The 1,417-nt window shown below is 67.0% G+C and carries 1 protein-coding gene; it reads right to left on the reverse strand.

The annotated features are described in order from the left end of the window. Positions 1-58: 58 nt before the first annotated feature. Entirely contained in the window at positions 59-1,300 is a 1,242-nt protein-coding gene (locus ACFYUV_RS51405; RefSeq protein WP_387683447.1) for an IS256 family transposase, read from the reverse strand. Positions 1,301-1,417: the final 117 nt, after the last annotated feature.

A 1,417-nucleotide genomic window follows, 5' to 3' on the forward strand; every position in this document is an offset into this window, starting at 1 on the left:
GGTCACGTCCACGGACGTGGTGTACGAATCGATCTTCGCGTGATCCTGTATCTGCAGGTTAAGCGGTCAGTGTCTGCGGGATCGGGGCCGGGGTGGATGTGTCGCCCGGAACGAACCGCAGACGCGCTTTGGCCAGCACGTCCAACCCCATGTAGCGGCGGGCTTCGACCCACTCATCGCTCTGTTCGGCCAGGACGGCGCCGACCAGCCGGACGATCGCGGCTCGGTCGGGGAAGATGCCGACCACGTCGGTGCGGCGGCGGATCTCCTTGTTCAGCCGTTCCTGTGGGTTGTTCGACCAGATCTGGGTCCAGATCTCGCGAGGGAAGGCGGCGAAGGCCAGCAGATCCTCCCGAGCGGCGTCCAGGTGCTGCGCAGCAGCTGGATGCTTGGCCTCCAACGCGTCCAGCACCCAGGCATGCTGGGCGCGCACCGAGGCGGCGTCGGGCTGGTCGAAGATGGTCCGCACCAGCGTGGCCACGAACGGCTGTGCGCTCTTGGCCACGCAGGTGAGCAGGTTGCGCAGGTAGTGGGTTCTGCATCGCTGCCAGGACGCACCCGCCAGTACGGCGCCGATCGCCGAGACCAGGCCGCGGTGACAGTCGGAGATCACCAGCTGCACGCCGGACAGGCCGCGGGCGACCAGGCCGCGCAGGAACGACAGCCAGCCCGCGCCGTCCTCGCCGGTGGTGACCTCCAGCCCGAGGATCTCCCGCCGTCCGTCGGCGTTGACCCCGGTGGCCACCAGGCAGTGCACGTTGATGATGCGGCCGCCTTCACGCACCTTCTGCGTCAGCGCGTCCAGCCAGAGGAAGGTGTAGGGGCCGGCGTCCAAGGCCCGGGTGCGGAAGGCTTCGACCTGCTCGTCCAGGATCTTGGCCATCTGGCTGACCTGGCTTTTGGAGATGTGCTTGATGCCGAGTTGCTCGACCAGCTTGTCCACCCGCCGTGTCGAGACCCCGAGCAGGTAGCTGGTGGCCACCACGCTGATCAGCGCCTGCTCGGCGCGGCGGCGGCGCTCCAGCAGCCAGTCAGGGAAGTAGGAGCCTGAGCGCAGCTTGGGGATCGCCAGTTCCACAGTGCCGGCGCGGGTGTCCCATTCCCGCCGGCGGTAGCCGTTACGCGCGTTGGTCCGCTCGTTGCTGCGCTGGCCGTACGGCGCTCCGCACAGGGTGTCGGCCTCGGCCGACATCAACGCCTCAGCCATGGTCTTGACCATGGATCGCAACACGTCGGGGTCATCGGTCTGGATCTGCTTCGCCAGCCACTGTGCAGGCGTCACACTGTTGTCTGCGGCCATCGCCTTGATCTCCTTCGTTGTTCGCACTCGAAGGATCACGCGATGGCCGTCTCTGTTTCACGGCCGCCACGCTTGTGACCAGGTCAAACTCGTACACCACTCCCGTGGACGCAACCC

It is taken from the genome of Nonomuraea sp. NPDC003560, from assembly GCF_042878785.1.
GTDB lineage: Bacteria > Actinomycetota > Actinomycetes > Streptosporangiales > Streptosporangiaceae > Nonomuraea.

Excerpts from the sequence above, each read along its gene's own strand:
- ACFYUV_RS51405 (WP_387683447.1), bottom strand. The coding sequence starts at position 1,300 with ATGGCCGCAGACAACAGTGTGACGCCTGCACAGTGGCTGGCGAAGCAG.